This window comes from Tabrizicola fusiformis (assembly GCF_013328815.1).
Classification (GTDB): Bacteria; Pseudomonadota; Alphaproteobacteria; order Rhodobacterales; family Rhodobacteraceae; genus Fuscibacter.
The window spans coordinates 119,924-135,554 of sequence record NZ_JABUHN010000005.1; the positions used below are offsets into that span (position 1 = coordinate 119,924).

Genomic DNA, 15,631 nt, shown 5'->3' on the forward strand with positions numbered 1-15,631 from the left:
TGCCCCTGCGACATGCTGCCGCAGGGGCAATGAAAAAGGCCCGCCGAAGCGGGCCTTTGACCGGATGCCTTGTGGTCAGGTCACTTCGGAATCTCGGCGGTGATGCCTTCGACGTAGAAGCCCATGCCCAACAGATCGCCGTCCGGCGCGGTGGCGCCTTCGGCCAGCCAGGGCGAACCGTCCTGCTTGTTGATCGGGCCGGTGAACGGATGCAGCGTGCCGGCGGCGATGTCGTCGCGCACCTTTTCGGCCGCGGCCTTCACTTCGGCCGGAACCGCTTCGGTGATGTCGCCGATCAGCACTTCGCCATCGGCGATACCGGCCCAAGTGTCCGACTGCGCATAGGTGCCGTCCAGCAATTCGCCGACACGCTTGACATAGTAGGGCGCCCAGTTGTCGATGATCGACGAAACGCGCGGGCTGGGCTTGTAGGCTTCCATGTCAGATGCCTGACCAAAGCCGATCACGCCGGGGGTCTTGGCCGCCTCGGCCAGGGGCGCGGTCGAATCGGTATGCGCCGCGATCACGTCAACACCCTGGTCAATCAGGGCCTTGGCCGAGTCGGCCTCTTTCGCCGGATCGAACCAGGTAAAGGCCCAGACCACCGACAACTCGACATTCGGGTTCACCTTCTTGGCGGCAAGGTAATAGGCGTTGATGCCGTTCATCACCTCGGGGATCGGGAACGAGCCGATGTAACCGATCTTGTTCGATTTGGTCATCATCCCCGCGATGGTGCCCTGCACCGCACGGCCTTCATAGAAGCGCGCGTTATAGGTGCTGACATTGGCCGAGTCGCGCTTGAAGCCGGTGGCATGCTCGAACTTCACATCCGGGAATTTGGCGGCGACCGCATTGGTCTGGTCCATATACCCGAACGAGGTGGTGAAGATGATGTTGCAGCCGCCCAGTGCCATCTGGGTCAGCACCCGCTCGGCGTCGGCGCCTTCGGGCACGCTTTCCTGCCATTGCAGTTCGACCTTGTCGCCATAGGCTTCCTGCACGGCCAGCGCACCCTGATGGTGCTGATAGGTCCAGCCGCCATCGCCGATCGGGCCGACATAGACGAAGCAGGCCTTGACCTTGTCCATGCCCGCCGCCAGTGCGCCGCCCGTCGTCATCAGGCCCAGTCCCAGAGCCGCAGTGGCCAGAAGGGTTCTTCTCAGCATCGGTAGTCTCCCGTTGGTGGGGCATGATCTGCCCCGGTTGGTGTTGGCCGCGCCTCAGCGCGCGGCGTGGAAGTTCTGCCCAAGGGCGGCGGGCGCGTTCAGCGCCGCCCGGCCCCGGCCCGAGGACATGATGACCAGCACAAGAATGGTTATCAGATACGGCGACATCGACAAGTATTCCACCGGGATGGCGCTTCCGGCTGCCTGCAGATTAAGCTGAAGCACCGAAATGCCGCCGAAAAGATAGGCGCCGATCAGCGCCCGCCACGGCTTCCAACTGGCAAAGACCACGATGGCCAGCGCGATCCAGCCCGCCCCCGCGGTGATCCCGTCCACCCATTGCGGCACGCGCACAAGGCTCACATAGGCGCCGCCCATCCCGGCCATCGCCCCGCCAAAGGCGATGGCGCCCAGCCGGATGCGGTTGACCTTGTAACCCAGCGCATGGGCCGCCTCATGGCTTTCGCCCACCGCGCGGATGATCAGGCCCAGCCGCGTCGCCTTCAGCACCCACCACAGCAGCACGACCATGGCGACCGAGAAATAAACCACCCAGTCATGGCTGAACACGATCCGGCCCAGCACCGGAATGTCGCGCAAGGGGCCAAAGGGCACGGCCCCCGTCAGCGGCGGCTTGATGCCGTTGTAGTTCTGCCCCATCAGCGACGACAGCCCCAGCCCGAACAGCGTCAGCGCCAGTCCCGTTGCCACCTGATTGGCCAGAAGAACCTGCGTCAGGAAGGCAAAGACCAGACTAAGCACCATCCCCCCCAGCGCCCCGCCCAGAAAACCGAGGAGCGGGCTGCCGGTGCCCACTGCGGTGATAAAGCCGCAGATGGCGCCCATGATCATCATGCCCTCGACGCCGAGGTTCAGCACGCCCGCCTTTTCCACCACCAGCTCGCCCAGCGCCGCCAGCAGGATCGGCACCGCCGCCACCATGAGCGAGGCGACCAGAACCACCAGATTGATACCGCCGATGTCCATTAACGGGCCCCCGTGGTGCTGCGCCCGATCAGGCTGCGAATGCGGAAGTTGGTCAGCACATCCACCCCCAGAAGGAAGAACAGAAGCATCCCCTGAAAGGCCTGAATGGCCGATGACGGCAGGCCCAGATTGGTCGAAGCCATCTCGCCCCCGATATAGGTCAGCGCCATCAGAAGGCCCCCCAGCAGAATGCCGACCGGGTTCAGCCGGCCCAGAAAGGCCACGATGATGGCGGTAAAGCCATAGCCCGAGTTGAAGTCGATGCTGATCTGCCCGGCCGGACCCGTCACCTCGAACATGCCCGCCAGCCCCGCCAGCGCGCCGGAAATCCCCATGCACAGCACCACCAGCGTCGCCGGGTTCACCCCATGGAACCGCGCGGCACGCGGCGCCTGTCCTGCCAGTTTGATCTGAAAGCCAAGGATGTGTTTTTGCAGCAGGACATAGGCCAGCACCACCACCGCCAGCGCCGCCACCCCGCCCCAATGCAGCCCGCTGCCCGCGATGAGTTCGGGGTTCTGCGCCGCAGGATAGCTGGAAAAGTTGCGGCTGCCGGGAAAGCCCGCCCCCTCGGGGTTGCGCAGGAACCCGGTCGAGGCCATGGCAAGGATGGTCTGCGCCACATAGACCAGCATCAGCGAGACCAGAATTTCATTGGTGTTGAACCGGGTCTTCAGGATTGCCGGGATCATCGCCCAGACCCAGCCGCCGAAAGCTCCGGCAAGGATCATCAGCGGAAAGATCAGCCGGCTTTCCGTCGGGTAGAAGGCCAGCCCCACCCCGGCGCCGCAAATGGCGCCCATGATGTATTGCCCTTCGGCCCCGATGTTCCAGATGCCCGCACGAAAGCCCAGCGACAGCCCCACCGCGATCAGCACCAGCGGCCCCGCCTTCACCAGCAACTGTCCCCGCAGATACCAAGCGAATTCTCCGAACAGCGGATCCCAGAAGATGGTGCGGATCACCTCGAACGGGTTCTTGCCAAGGGCCGCGAACATCAGCCCGCCCGCGATCATGGTCAACGCCACCGCCACGACCGGCGTGGCATAAAGCCAGAAGCGCGAGGGGTTGGGCCGTTTCTCAAGCCGGATCATGTGCTTGCCCCCATGGTTGCCAGATCAGACATGATGCGCCACCTCCATCCCGTGGGCGCCGCCCATCATCAGCCCGATCTCGTCCACCGTCAGCCCCTGCACCGGGCGCGGGGGCGTCAGCCGCCCGCCGTTCAGCACCGCAAAACGGTCCGAGATTTCCAGCAATTCATCGAGATCTTGCGAAATCACCACCACCGCCGCGCCTTCGGCGGCGCGGTCCAGAATTGCCTGCCGGATCGCGGCGGCGGCGGCGGCATCGACGCCCCAGGTCGGCTGGTTGATCACGATGACCAGCGGTTCCTGGCTCAATTCCCGCCCGATGACGAATTTCTGCAGATTGCCCCCCGACAGCGCCCGCGCCGCCACATGAGAGCCCGGCGTGCGCACGTCATAGGCTTTGATCACCCGCTCGGCATAGTCGCGGGTCGCGGCCCAGTCGATGAAGCCGTTCTTGGTCAGTCCCTTGCGGATTGCCCCGGTCAGAAAGGCATTCTCGACAAGGCTCATGTCCGGGGCTGCCGCATGGCCCAGCCGGTCTTCGGGCGCGGCGACCAGCCCGGCACGGCGCCGCTCGCCCGGCCCCTTGTCGCCCATCGGCGCGGAATCGATCCGCACCCGGTCTGATGGCGCCGCAATCTCACCCGAGAGTGCCAGCAAAAGCTCGTCCTGCCCGTTGCCGGCCACCCCGGCGATGCCCAGAACCTCGCCCGCCGAAACGGTAAAGCTGACCTCTTTGAGCGAGGTGCCGAACGGAATGGGCGAAGCCACCGACAGATCCGATACGCCCAAGAGGACGCGCCCCTTTTCCCGCCCATGACGTTCGGGCGGGGTCAGGGTGGCGCCCACCATCGCCTCGGCCAGTTCGCGCGCGGATGAGGTCTTGGGGTCGGCGGTGCCCACCACCTTGCCCCGCCGCAGGATCGTGGCCGCATCGCACAGGCTGCGGATTTCTTCGAGCTTGTGGCTGATATAGAGGATCGCGGTGCCTTCGGCCGACAATTGCCGCAGGGTGCGGAACAGAATCTCCACCTCTTGCGGCGTCAGAACCGAGGTCGGCTCGTCCATGATCAAAAGCTTGGGGTCTTGCAGCAGGCAGCGGATGATCTCGACCCGCTGACGCTCCCCGGCAGAAAGGTCGCCCACCATCCGCGACGGGTCCAGCGGCAGGCCATATTCCTCGCTGACGGCGCGAATCTTGGCGGCCAGTTCCTTCATCGGCGGCGGGTTTTCCATGCCGAGGGCGACGTTTTCGGCCACGTTCAGCGCCTCGAACAGGCTGAAATGCTGAAACACCATCGCCACGCCGGTTGCCCGGGCCGCACGCGGCGCCGCCGGGGCATAATCCGCACCCTTCCAGACCATGCGCCCCTGATCCGGCTTGACCAGCCCGTAGATCATCTTGACCAGAGTCGATTTGCCCGCGCCGTTTTCGCCCAGAAGCGCGTGAACCTCGCCCTCGCCGATGGAAAAGGACACATCCGCATTGGCCACCACGCCCGGATAGGCTTTGGTGATACCTTCGACCGCCAGAAGAACAGGCCGTTCGCTCATCCGATGCGCTCCTTCAGGGTTCGGGCCGGGCTGCGGCCCAGGATTTCGGCGGCGACCGATATTGCGATGGCCTGCGGATGCTTGCCTAGCGCGGGATTGCCGATCGGGCAAAGGATGGTTGCGATAATTTCGGGCGAATGCCCCAAAGCGTGCAACCGGCTGCGAAACCGTGCCCATTTCGTGGCCGAACCGATCAAGCCGCAGGCAGCAAAGCCATGGGCCAGCAGCCGGTGGCACAGCTCAAGGTCCAGCGCATGGCTGAAGGTCAGAACCAGATGCTCCGCGTCCTGCGGCGCAAGGGCTACCGCCGCCGCCATATCGGGCGCGGGCAGGGCGCGCACCCCGGGCGGGACGCTGTCGGGAAACCGCTCTGGCGCCACGTCAACCCAGGTGATTGCGAGATCGGGCAGGGGCGCCAGCACCGAAACCAGCGCCCGCCCGACATGGCCCGCCCCCCAGATCCACAGCGCGCGGGCAGGCTGTGCCACAGGCTCGACCAGCCAGCCCTGAACCAGCGTGGTTGCAGGCCGCGCACCCTGCGCCCGTGCCCGGTCCAGAAGCCGTGCCACGGCGAGCGGGGGAGGTGAGCCGTCCAGCGCCCGCGCCACCAGCCCCGATTTCGCTTCGGGCAGGGTGGTGGCATCGTAAACCTCGCTCACCAGCGTCACCGCGCCGCCGCAGCATTGGCCGATGTTCGGACCCAGCGCGACGCGCTCAACCACCGTTCCGCCGGTGGCCAGCATCGCCCGCGCCCGCGTTGCCGCCTGATGTTCCAGCGCGCCGCCGCCGATCGTGCCCGATTGCCCCCCGTTCTGGCCCCCGGCCCAGACCAGCATCGCTGCCCCCGCCTCGCGCGGTGAGGAACCTTCGTGCGCCGCAATCACCACGCGGGCCACGCGGCCGTGCAGGGCAATCGCCGCACGCAGGGCCTCAAGATCAAACATCGGGGCCACCCGCCGAAGAATTTTCGTCCGAAAATTCTTCGCGCCCCTCCTGACGCCGCACGGCCATCAGCACCCGTTCCGCCGTGGCCGGGGCGTCCAGCGCGACATAGCGCGAGCCGTCGCCACAGGCCGCCACCGCGTTCGACAGCGCATAAAGCGCCGAAATGCCCAGCATGAAGGGCGGCTCACCCACCGCCTTGGACTTGCCCACACTATCCTCGCGGTTGGGGCGGTCCCAGAGGGCGACATTGAACACCCGCGGCCGGTCCGAGCAGGCCGGAATCTTGTAGGTGCTGGGGGCGTGGGTGGTCAGCCGCCCCTTGCCGTCCCAGACCAGCTCTTCGGTGGTCAGCCAGCCCGCGCCCTGCACATAGGCGCCTTCGATCTGCCCGATGTCGATGGCGGGGTTCAGCGAGGTGCCGGTGTCATGCAGGATATCGGTGCGCAGGATGCGGTTCTCGCCGGTCAGCCGGTCAATCACCACCTCGGTCACCGCCGCGCCATAGGCGAAGTAGAAGAACGGACGCCCCCGGCCCTTGACCCGGTCCCAGGTGATCTTGGGGGTGGCATAAAAGCCGGTGGAGGACAGCGACACCCGCGCCTGATAGGCCCAGGCAGCAACGCGGGCAAAGTCATGCGCCTCACCCGCCACATGCACCAGCCCGCCCTCGAACCGCACCGAGGCGGCGGGCACGCCATGCTTGTCGGCGATGAAATCCGCCAGCCGCCCGCGCAGCGTCTCGCAGGCCGTCCTGACCGCCATGCCGTTCAGGTCCGACCCGGAAGAGGCGGCGGTGGCGCTGGTATTGGGCACTTTCGCGGTATCGGTGGCGGTGATCTTGACCGCGCCGGTATCGACCCCGAACACCCCCGCCGCGACTTGGGCGACCTTCTGGAACAGGCCCTGTCCCATCTCGGTCCCGCCATGGTTCACGATGATCGAGCCATCCTGATAGACATGCACCAAGGCGCCCGCCTGATTGAGCCAGGTGAGCGTGAAGGAAATCCCGAACTTCACCGGGGTCAGGGCGATGCCGCGCTTCAGGATCGGGTTTTTAGTATTCCACGCCGCGATCTCGGCCCGACGGGCCTGATAATTGCTGGATTTCTCCAACTCGGCGACCAGTTCATGGCCGATGAAGTCCTCGACCTCCATATGGTAGGGCGTGGTTTGCGGTGCCGAATTGACCGGCGAATGCGCCCCGCCAAAGCGGTGCCCGGTGCCCGGGCCGGTCGGTCCGGCGGCGCGGTAGAAGTTGGCCCGGCGCACCTCAAGCGGGTCGCGGCCCACGGCAAAGGCCACATGGTCCAGCACCCGCTCGATCCCGACCATGCCCTGCGGGCCGCCGAAACCGCGATAGGCGGTGGCGCTTTGGGTATTGGTCTTGAGCCGGTGGCTTTCGATACGGATATCGGGCAGGTGATAGCAGTTGTCGGCATGCAGCATGGCCCGGTCGGCCACCGGCAGCGACAGATCCTGGCTCCAGCCGCAGCGGAAAAGGTGGGTGAACTCCACCCCCAGAATCTTGCCGGTGGCATCATGGCCCACCCGGTAGCGGATGCGCAGGTCATGCCGCTTGCCGGTGATCATCATGTCGTCGTCGCGGTCATAGCGCATCTTGGCGGCGCGGCCCGTGCGGCTGGCCACCACCGCACAGGCGATGGCCAGCGCATTGCCCTGACTTTCCTTGCCGCCAAAGCCGCCGCCCATCCGCCGCACCTCGACGCGCACCGCGCTCATCGGCAGGTGCAGCGCATGGGCGACCTTGTGCTGAATCTCGCTGGGGTGCTGGGTGGAGGAATAGACATGCACCCCGTCTTCCAGCGGCAGGGCGGCGGCGACCTGACCTTCCAGATAGAAATGCTCCTGCCCGCCGACCTCGAACGTGCCTTCGACCAGATGGGGGGCTGCGGCAATCGCCGCGGCGGCATCGCCCTTGGTCCAGATCACCGGCCCCTGTTCAAAGCGGCTGTTCGCCGCAAGGGCGTCGTCCACTGTCAGGAGTGCAGGCAGGGGGGCGATGTCGAATTTCGCCAGCCGGGCGGCCTTGCGGGCGGCCAGATGGCTTTCGGCGGCCACCAGAAACACCGGCTGGCCAAGGTAATGCACCCGGCCCACCGCCAGCAGCGGCTCGTCATGGATCGAGGGGGAGCAATCGGGCATCTCGGCGAAATCTTCGGCCGACAGCACGGCGACCACACCCGGCGCCGCGCGCACCGCCGACAGGTCCAGCCCCCGGATATCGCCATGGGCGACGGGCGAAGTGCCAAAGGCCAGATGCAGCGCGCCCGCCGGCAGCGGGATATCGTCGGTGTAACGGGCGGCGCCGCTGACCTGCAACGGCGCCGAGTCATGGGGCAGGGGAAGGCCGGCGCTCATGCCTCCACCTCCAGAACGCTGACAGTTTCGCCTGCCAGATCATGCAGATAGCGGCGCAGCATGTTCTGCGCCGTCTGCATCCGGTAGCCGGCAGAGGCGCGCATGTCGCTGAGGGGGGAAAAGTCGCCTGCCATCGCCGCCGCTGCCGCTTCGATTGTGGCCGCGCTCCAGCTTTGGCCCAGCAGCGCCGCCTCGGTGGCTGCCGCACGTTTGGGAATGCCCGCCATACCGCCAAAGGCGATGCGGGCGCCGGTCACAAGGCCGCCCTCAACCGTCACGTTGAAGGCGCCGCAGACGGCTGAGATATCCTGATCGAAGCGTTTGGACAGCTTGTAGACCCGCAGCGCCGGGGCGGTGGCGGGGATCGTCAGCGCCTCGACAAACTCGCCCGGGCGGCGGTCCTGCTTGCGGTAGTCGAGGAAGAATGCCTCCATCGGCATCTCGCGGCGGCTGTCGCCCTGCCGCAGATGCAACGTTGCCCCTAGGGCGATCAGCGGCGGCGGCCCGTCGCCGATGGGCGAACCATTGGCGATATTGCCGCCGATGGTGGCGGCATTGCGGATTTGCAGGCTGGCATAGCGGCGCAGCATGGCCGCGAAAGAGGGGTGCAGCGGTGCAATCGCCTGCCGCAGCGCCTCGACCGTGACGCCAGCGCCGATGCGCAGGCTGTCACCCTGACGGGTGATTACCTGCATCTCGGCAATGCCGTTCAGGAAGGCGACCGGGGCAAGGTCGCGCAACTGCTTGGTCACCCAGAGGCCGACATCGGTGGCCCCGGCAATCAGCGTGGCATCGGGGTTGGCCTGATACCATGCCGCCAGTTCGTCGGCGGTGGTGGGGCGGAAAGCGCCGGGGGCGCTGCCCCCCGCGCCGATCGGTGCTTGAACCGATGGCGCACCAATCGGCGCGCCCTGGGGTAATTGGGCCAAGATGAAATTGCGGTCGGCTTTCAGGGCTTCGGGCACCGGCGCGCTTTCGGCGGCCTCGGCCGCGCGGATGATCGGGGCATAGCCGGTGCAGCGGCAGAGGTTGCCCGCCAGCACATCGTCATGGTCGCGCCGCCCGTTCAGATGGCCGACGGCCATCGAGACCACGAAACCGGGTGTGCAAAAGCCGCATTGGCTGCCGTGATGGGCGACCATGGCTGCCTGCACCGGATGCGGCGTGCCATCGGGGGCAGCCAGCCCTTCGACCGTGCGGACAGCCTTGCCGTGAAGTTGCGGCAGAAACAGGATGCAGGCGTTCAGCGCCCGCGCGCCCGCCTCATCGGTGACCATGGCGGTGCAGGCCCCGCAATCGCCCTCGTTGCAGCCTTCCTTGGTGCCGGTCAGCCCGCGGCTTTCGCGCAGCCAGTCGAGAAGCGTGCGCGTCGCAGGTTCCCCCGCGATGCGCACCGGCGTTCCGTTCAGAAGAAACGCGACCTCGGTCATGCCTTTTCCTGCCGCGGTCTCCCCGTTCCCGGCCTTTTGCGTGCCCGCCCGATGCGGCGTAAAGCGGGCGCGCGGCCTGCCCGGCTTTTGCCGGGTCTTTATCCGATCAAGCCTGCCGCATCGGATTCTGGCAAGCATTACCTTTCGGGAAAAGCGGGAAGCAGTTTCGCGCGATGCCGAACAATCATGCGCCCTTTCGTCCGGGCTGCCGCTTGGCTAGGCTGGGACCATGCCGAATCCGCCCCGTTTCATCCATCTGCGCACCCATACCGAGCATTCCCTGTTGGAGGGTGCGATCCCGGTCAAGAAGCTGGTCAAGCTGTGCGCTGCCGCCGAGATGCCCGCCGTTGCGGTCACCGACAGCAACAACATGTTCTGCGCGCTGGAATTTTCCAGCCATGCCAAGGATGCCGGGCTGCAACCGATCATCGGGTGCCAGATCACGCTGGCCTATGACCCGGCCCAGCCGGGCGAAAAGCCGCGGCTTCCGGCGCCGCTGGTCCTGCTCGCACAGTCCGAAGCGGGTTACATGAACCTGATGAAGCTGAACTCCTGCCTTTACATCGACAAGGGCGGGCAGTTGCCGCAGGTCACGGTTGAGGAACTGGCGGCCCATTCCGCCGGGCTGATCTGTCTTTCGGGCGGGCCGGACGGGCCTTTGGGGCGGCTGCTGGCGGCGGGGCAGGCGGCCAAGGCCCGTGCGCTGGTGGAACGGCTGGCGGCGATCTATCCCGACCGGCTTTATGTCGAGTTGCAGCGCCACCCCGGTGAGGGCGGCAAGCTGTCTGAACCCGAAGCCAATTCCGAACGCGGCCATCTGGACCTGGCCTATGAGCTGGGCTTGCCGATCGTCGCCACCAATGACGTCTATTTCCCCAAGCCGGACATGTATGAGGCGCATGACGCGCTGATCTGCATTGCCGAAGGCGCCTATGTCGATCAGCAGGAGCCGCGGCGCCGCCTGACGCCGCAGCACTACCTGAAATCCGAAGCCGAGATGGTGGCACTGTTCGCCGATCTGCCCGAGGCGATTGAAAACACCGTCGAAATTGCCCGCCGCTGTGCCTTCATGGCCTACAAGCGCAAGCCGATCCTGCCGGTCTTTGCCGAGGATGAGGTGGAGGAGTTGCGCCGACAGGCGTGGGAAGGCCTTGAAAAGCGGCTGGCCGTTATTCCCCTTGCCGCCGAGCGCGCGGTTTATGAGGAACGCCTGCGGTTCGAACTGGGCATCATCGAAAAGATGGGGTTTCCCGGCTATTTCCTGATCGTGTCCGATTTCATCAAATGGGCCAAGGATCACGATATTCCGGTCGGTCCGGGCCGGGGGTCGGGCGCGGGCAGCCTTGTGGCCTATGTCCTTTTGATCACCGATCTTGACCCTTTGCGCTATGCCTTGCTGTTCGAGCGGTTCCTGAACCCCGAACGGGTCTCGATGCCCGACTTCGACATCGACTTCTGCATGGACCGCCGCGAAGAAGTGATCCGCTATGTGCAGGGCAAATATGGCCGCGAGAAGGTGGCGCAGATCATCACCTTCGGCGCGCTGCTGTCCAAGGCGGCGGTGCGCGACGTGGGCCGGGTGTTGCAGATGTCCTATGGGCAGGTGGACCGGCTCTCCAAGATGATCCCGGTCGAAGGGGTCAAGCCGGTGTCGATCACCAAGGCGCTGGCCGACGAACCCCGCCTGCGCGAAGCGGCCAAGGAAGAGGTGGTGGGCCGCCTTCTGACCTATGCCGAACAGATTGAGGGGCTTTACCGCAACGCCAGCACCCACGCCGCCGGTGTGGTGATCGGCGACCGGCCGCTGGACGAGCTGGTGCCGCTCTATCAGGATCCCCGCTCGGACATGCCGGCGACTCAGTTCAACATGAAATGGGTCGAGGCGGCGGGGCTGGTGAAGTTCGACTTTCTGGGTCTGAAAACCCTGACGGTGATCCAGAACGCGCTGGACCTTCTGAAGCTGCGGGGCGTGACGCTGGATATCAGCCTGATCCCCTTGGACGACAAGCCGACCTATGAGCTTTACGCGGCGGCGAAAACCGTTGCGGTGTTTCAGGTGGAAAGCTCGGGCATGATGGATGCGCTGCGGCGGATGAAGCCCACCTGCATCGAGGATATCGTGGCGCTGGTGGCCCTCTACCGCCCCGGCCCGATGGAGAACATCCCGACCTATTGCGAGGTGAAGAACGGGCTGCGCGACCTTGAGTCGATCCACCCGACCATCGACCATATCCTGAAGGAAACCCAAGGCATCATCGTCTATCAGGAACAGGTGATGCAGATTGCGCAGGTCATGGCGGGCTATAGCCTTGGCGGCGCCGACCTCTTGCGCCGCGCGATGGGCAAGAAGATTGCCGAGGAAATGGCCAAGGAACGGCCGAAATTCATCGAAGGCTGCAAGGCAACCCACGGTATCGACGCGAAAAAGTCGGGTGAAGTCTTTGACCTGCTGGAGAAGTTCGCCAACTACGGCTTCAACAAGTCGCACGCCGCCGCCTATGCCGTGGTCAGCTATCAGACCGGCTATCTGAAAGCGAATTACCCGGTAGAGTTCATGGCTGCGGTGATGAACTGCGATATCCACCTGACCGACAAGCTTGCCGTCTACAAGCGCGAGGTGGACAAGCTGGGCATCACCACGGTTGCGCCTTGCGTTAACGCCAGCCTTGCCACCTTTACGGTGCGCGATGGGCAGGTGGTTTATGCGCTGGGCGCGCTGAAGAATGTCGGTGTCGATGCGATGGGTCTGATCGTGTCGGCGCGGGGGCAAAAACCCTTTGCCACGCTTTTCGATTTTGCCCGGCGGGTGGACCTGAAACGGGTGGGCAAGCGCCCCTTGGAAATGCTGGCGCGCGCCGGGGCCTTTGATCAGCTTGACCCCAACCGCGCCCGGGTGTTCGAGGCGCTGGATGCGCTGGTGGCCTATTCGGCGGCGATCCATGAGGCGAAAACCTCAAGCCAGGTCAGCCTGTTCGGTGAGGCGGGGGCCGATCTGCCGGAGCCCAGGCTTCCCTACCGCGACGACTGGCTGCCGGTTGAGCGGCTGGCGCAGGAACATCAGGCGGTGGGCTTCTATCTGTCGGGCCATCCGCTGGACGATTATATGGGGCCACTGAAACGCAAGGATGTGAAAACCCTGGCCGAGATCATCCGCCTGTCCGAACGCGGCCCGCTGATTGCCAAGATCGCTGGTTCCGTCTCGGTCAAGCAGGAGCGGAAATCGGCCAAGGGCAACCGTTTTGCCTTTGTGTCGCTGTCGGACCCGACCGGGCTTTATGAGGTGACGGTGTTTTCGGACGTGCTGGAGGCAGCGCGCGACCATCTGGAGCCGGGCAAGAATGTGGTGCTGACGGTCAAGGTCGATCCCGACGGCGAGAATGTGAAGATGCTGGCCAATGCGGTGCAGCCGATTGATCAGGTCGCGGCAGAGGCCGGGGCAAGCGCCTTGCGCATCCACCTGAACCGGGCCGAAGCCATCCCCTCGCTGGCCGGTCTGTTTGCCAAGGTCGAAGGGCGCAACCGGGCGCAGATCACCCTCTGCCTGCCCGACGATCAGGGACGCGAAATCGACGTGACCTTGCCGCAGCCCTATCCGGTAACACCGCAGATCAAGGGCGCGATCAAGGCAATGCAGGGCGTGGTGCTGGTCGAGGAGATGTAGCGCACCGCCTTGTGACGCTGGGGTGGTTGTCTGGCGCTGCTGCTGTGGCTAGATTGCGCCGTGATGTCCGCGCTCCGTTGCCATTTGCCTGCCCTGTCCCGCTTTGGCGGGGTGTGTCTGGCCATGCTCGTGGCGCTGGCGCTGCTTATTCTGCCGCCGCCCGCGCTGCGGCTGGGCGAGGCTGAACAGGCGGCGGTTCTGGTGCAGAGTGCCGCTGCCGCCGCGCCGACCCGGCTCGCCGCCGTCAAAGCCCCCAAGGCAGAGCCCGAGGCCCTGCCGCCCCTGACCCCGGCCGAAGCGGCAGCGGGGCCGATGCGGCCTTGGGCGTTCAGCCGTCTTGTCAGCCTTCCCCCTCTGTCCAACGCGCCGCAGCGCCGTGCGCCGGGGCAGGGTGCCCGCGCACCGCCCGCGTTTTCTGACCGCTCAGTCTGATCTGCCGCGGGCCTTTGCCTTGCGGCATTCCTCTGATATCGCAAGGAAAACCCATGTCCAATCCTGATCTGATCCGGGGCGCCGAAGGCGTGCCCGTCCGCAAACGCAGCACCGCCCCGCGCCCGACGCATGACATGTCGCGCGGCCAGCTTCTGCTCAACTGGTTCATCTTTGTGGGCGGCGGAGGGTTGATCCTCCTCGGTGGCGCCCTGTTGCCCAGCCTGCTGGGAGGGGCGCCATGAAAAGCCCCGCTGTGAAACTGGCCATCGGGCTGCTCCTGGCCGGGGCGATCCTTGGTGGGGATCTGATTGCCCTGATGGGGCATTAAAGCGGCGGGACGCGCGCTCAGGGCCATCAAATTTCAGGCCAGCCAGCGCGCCCCGATCCGCGCCACGGTCACCGACAGGATGATCCGGGCGACGTGATGCAAGGTGACGAAGATCACGCTCATCTTCAGGCTGAGGGCGATCAGCCCCATTTCGGCCAGCCCGCCCGGCGCGAAGGCCAGAAAGACCGCTGCCACCGGCTCTCCCACCGCCCAATGCAGGGCGGTGGCAAAGCCAAGGGCCAGACCCAGCGCCACCACGCCGTTGAGCGCGGCCAGACGCCCGGCGCGGATCAGCATGGCATGGTCGATCCCGGCAAAGCGCGCGCCCAGACCGCAGCCCAAGACCACCTGCGTTGCCGCCACGAGCCAACCTGGCGTTCCCCCCTCGACAAACCCTAAGCCATGCAGCGCCGCCGAGGCCGCCAGCGGCCCCGTCATGATCCACGCCGGAAAGCGCAGCGCACGGCCGATGCCCACCCCGGCCAACCCGGCCGCAATCAGGATCACCGCCTCGCCCGGCGTCAGCGCCACCCGCGACAGCGTGGCACCCGAGGCAGAGCCGACAGCATGGCCGGTCAGCCCCCAGAACAGCATCGGGATGGCCACGATGGTGCCGATCAGCCGCAGGAAATGCAGCACGGTCAGCAGCCGCACATCTGCCCCCGCCTCTTCGCCCAACTGGATGCTTTCCAGCAAGCCGCCCGGCACCGAGCCGAAAAACGCCTCGGTCTTCGGCAGGCCGCCCCAGCGGAACAGGGCGTAACCCGCCAGATGCGCCAGCGGCACGAAAACGCAAAGTGCCGCCAGCGTCGGCCCCCAGCCCAGTGCCGCCTGCGCCACCTCGGGCGTGAAGGCGCCGCCGATCGACACACCGATCACCGGCACGAAAGAAAAACGCAGCCGGGGCGGCAGGGTCACCGGCTTGCCAAAGGGCCGCGCCCCCGACACCGCCAGCACTGCCGTCATCACCAGCGCGCCCAGCAGAAACCCCAGCGGCAGATGCAGCGCCCACGCCACCGCCCCACCCGCCGCCGCAATGGCCAGCGTCAGCGCCAGCGCCAACGGATCAACACCCCGGATCAGCATAGCGCCAGCCCGGCAAAGACCGCCGACACACCCAAAAGCAGCGGCACCGTGCCCGCAGCGTCCCCCGGGTCGGCCCATCCGGCCCATAGCGCCAGCCCCGCCCCCAAAGCGGCTAGACCCGCGGCAACCCGGCGCGGCCCCCGTCCGCCGCCACGCCAAAGCCGCCACACCACCCAGCCCATTGCCAACGCGCCCGCCAGTATCGCGGCGGAGCCGGGCAGCAGGCTTGCCACCGGCTGGTCATAGCCGCGTCCGAAGGCAAAAATCCCGACCGCCAGCCAAGCCAGCCCCAGCGCGCAAAGCGCCCCGGCCAGCAGCAGTATGGCACGCAGGATCACCAATGCGGCGGCCTGACATTGGCAGCAGGGGCCTCACCCTCGCTCGCCTCGCGCTCGGCTTCGCGCTGCATCAGCATGGCCACGCGGCGGGTCAGCAGGTCAATCTCGCGGCCCTGCCGGGCGACCATTTCTGACAGGTCGTCATTGGCGCGGATCAGGTGGCTGAGGCGTTCTTCAAGGGCGTCGATCCGGTCCATCGCGGGCGGTCCTTTAGAAAGGGGGCCTGCCCCC

13 protein-coding genes are annotated in these 15,631 nt (G+C 66.1%); 3 read left to right on the forward strand and 10 right to left on the reverse strand.

Annotated elements, in window-relative coordinates; genetic code table 11:
* Nucleotides 1-80: 80 nt before the first annotated feature.
* From HS053_RS09535 to xdhA, 7 genes are read right to left on the reverse strand one after another with little or no spacing between them, the layout of a single operon-like run.
* Nucleotides 81-1,169 (reverse strand): BMP family ABC transporter substrate-binding protein, encoded by a 1,089-nt coding sequence (locus HS053_RS09535; RefSeq protein WP_174211008.1) that lies wholly within the window; start codon nt 1,167-1,169, stop codon nt 81-83.
* Nucleotides 1,170-1,223: 54 nt separating this feature from the next.
* A complete protein-coding gene (locus HS053_RS09540) occupies nt 1,224-2,156 on the reverse strand; it encodes an ABC transporter permease (RefSeq protein ID WP_174211009.1) in 933 nt (310 codons plus the stop codon).
* Nucleotides 2,156-3,250 carry an ABC transporter permease gene (locus HS053_RS09545; protein ID WP_174211010.1) on the reverse strand — a complete coding sequence of 365 codons (1,095 nt, stop codon included), beginning with the start codon at nt 3,248-3,250 and terminating at the stop codon, nt 2,156-2,158. Before HS053_RS09545 ends, HS053_RS09540 begins: the two co-directional genes overlap by 1 nt.
* 24 nt (nt 3,251-3,274) lie before the next feature.
* Nucleotides 3,275-4,801 (reverse strand): ABC transporter ATP-binding protein, encoded by a 1,527-nt coding sequence (locus HS053_RS09550; protein WP_174211011.1) that lies wholly within the window; start codon nt 4,799-4,801, stop codon nt 3,275-3,277.
* Nucleotides 4,798-5,754: a xanthine dehydrogenase accessory protein XdhC gene (gene xdhC, locus HS053_RS09555; RefSeq protein ID WP_174211012.1), complete on the reverse strand. Its 957-nt coding sequence runs from the start codon at nt 5,752-5,754 to the stop codon at nt 4,798-4,800. The genes HS053_RS09550 and xdhC overlap by 4 nt, the downstream gene beginning before the upstream one ends.
* The gene (xdhB, locus tag HS053_RS09560; protein ID WP_174211013.1) at nt 5,738-8,125 is read right to left on the reverse strand and encodes a xanthine dehydrogenase molybdopterin binding subunit; all 2,388 of its coding nucleotides are present in this window, start codon (nt 8,123-8,125) and stop codon (nt 5,738-5,740) included. The genes xdhC and xdhB overlap by 17 nt, the downstream gene beginning before the upstream one ends.
* Complete coding sequence (gene xdhA, locus HS053_RS09565; RefSeq protein WP_174211014.1) at nt 8,122-9,555, reverse strand: xanthine dehydrogenase small subunit; 1,434 nt, start codon at nt 9,553-9,555, stop codon at nt 8,122-8,124. Before xdhA ends, xdhB begins: the two co-directional genes overlap by 4 nt.
* 229 nt (nt 9,556-9,784) lie before the next feature.
* On the opposite strand from xdhA, the gene dnaE reads away from it, so the two are divergent.
* The 3 genes from dnaE to HS053_RS09580 all read left to right on the forward strand — a co-directional run bounded on the left by dnaE (nt 9,785) and on the right by HS053_RS09580 (nt 13,890).
* Complete coding sequence (gene dnaE / locus HS053_RS09570; protein WP_174211015.1) at nt 9,785-13,216, forward strand: DNA polymerase III subunit alpha; 3,432 nt, start codon at nt 9,785-9,787, stop codon at nt 13,214-13,216.
* A 63-nt stretch (nt 13,217-13,279) separates the two neighbouring features.
* On the forward strand, nt 13,280-13,648 hold the full coding sequence (locus HS053_RS09575) for a hypothetical protein (protein ID WP_174211016.1): 369 nt from the start codon (nt 13,280-13,282) through the stop codon (nt 13,646-13,648).
* 53 nt (nt 13,649-13,701) lie between these two features.
* Nucleotides 13,702-13,890, forward strand: coding sequence for a hypothetical protein (locus HS053_RS09580; RefSeq protein WP_174211017.1), 189 nt, complete (start codon nt 13,702-13,704; stop codon nt 13,888-13,890).
* A gap of 119 nt (nt 13,891-14,009) precedes the next feature.
* On the opposite strand, the gene HS053_RS09585 is transcribed toward HS053_RS09580, so the two are convergent.
* The 3 genes from HS053_RS09585 to HS053_RS09595 are packed head-to-tail and all read right to left on the reverse strand — an operon-like array spanning nt 14,010 to nt 15,597.
* A complete protein-coding gene (locus HS053_RS09585; protein ID WP_174211018.1) occupies nt 14,010-15,062 on the reverse strand; it encodes an AbrB family transcriptional regulator in 1,053 nt (350 codons plus the stop codon).
* Complete coding sequence (locus HS053_RS09590) at nt 15,056-15,400, reverse strand: hypothetical protein (RefSeq protein WP_174211019.1); 345 nt, start codon at nt 15,398-15,400, stop codon at nt 15,056-15,058. The genes HS053_RS09585 and HS053_RS09590 overlap by 7 nt, the downstream gene beginning before the upstream one ends.
* Entirely contained in the window at nt 15,397-15,597 is a 201-nt protein-coding gene (locus HS053_RS09595) for a SlyX family protein (protein WP_174211020.1), read from the reverse strand. The genes HS053_RS09590 and HS053_RS09595 overlap by 4 nt, the downstream gene beginning before the upstream one ends.
* Nucleotides 15,598-15,631 lie beyond the last annotated feature (34 nt).